The following is an 846-nucleotide window of genomic DNA, read 5'->3' as shown; positions in this document are numbered from 1 at the left end:
TCGCGGCGCACACCATCGAGCGCTTTGGACGCGTGCGCCACCACATGAAATTTGTCGAACGTGACGCGCGCATCGGGCAGATGCTCGCCCACGCCCCTGATGAAAGCGGGCGACATGTCGATGCTGACCGATTTGATCTGCGCAGGCGTTGCGTTGTGTTCCTCCAGGTGATTGGCAAAGCGTTCGACAACGCCTGCATCCTTGCCCGGCGTGACGAAGACCACGCGCCTGCCGTCCATGTCGGCGACCAGCGAGACATAGTCGTGGCCACGTCGGCAAGAAGTTTCGTCAATGGCCACCGCGGTGACTTCGGACAAGTCAGTCGCGGACGCGGCCAGGTCCACGTAACGATCACAGATGGCCTTCACGCGATACGACGACAGGTTCACCAGGCGGGCTACCGCCGCAAATGTCATCTCCCGGCACAGCGTCAGCACGAGCGCTTCAAACAGCAGCGTAAAGCCATCCAGCTTGCCCATCCAGTCGGGTTCTGCCAACCGCACCGCGCCGTCCGGCAAGCGCACGCGCGGCACCCGGACCTCGAGATAGCATTCGTGCTGAAAGAAGTTCAGGTGCCGCAGCCGCTTGATTTGCGTGTCGTGCACCGGGTGCTCGCCGGCGACGCCGGGGTAGGCGAAGCGGCTGCCGGCAACAAAGTCCACGGCAATCGTGAGCTGCCGTTTGGCCGCGTCAAAGTCGACGCCCTGCACGTACCACGGGGCATTGATTCCCAAGGCGGCTTCAAAGAGCTGATTCGTCATGTTCGCTTCGTCTCGCAGGGCTGGTTGCCTCATTCTGCCGCAACCAGCCCTGCCTCAGCTTATCTACCCGACGCGCGTCAAGTGT

1 protein-coding gene is annotated in these 846 nt (G+C 62.4%); it reads right to left on the bottom strand.

Going from position 1 to position 846, the window contains the following annotated elements:
- Positions 1-761, bottom strand: a 761-nt coding sequence (locus tag AWB67_RS38785; protein WP_125477907.1) for an ISL3 family transposase, incomplete at its 3' end; no start/stop codon positions are given.
- Between the last annotated feature and the right edge of the window lie 85 nt (positions 762-846).

This window comes from Caballeronia terrestris (assembly GCF_001544515.1).
In the GTDB taxonomy this organism is placed as follows: Bacteria; Pseudomonadota; Gammaproteobacteria; order Burkholderiales; family Burkholderiaceae; genus Caballeronia; species Caballeronia terrestris.
Note: the sequence above shows the minus strand (reverse complement) of the source record. Positions and strands in the feature narration are given on the sequence as shown.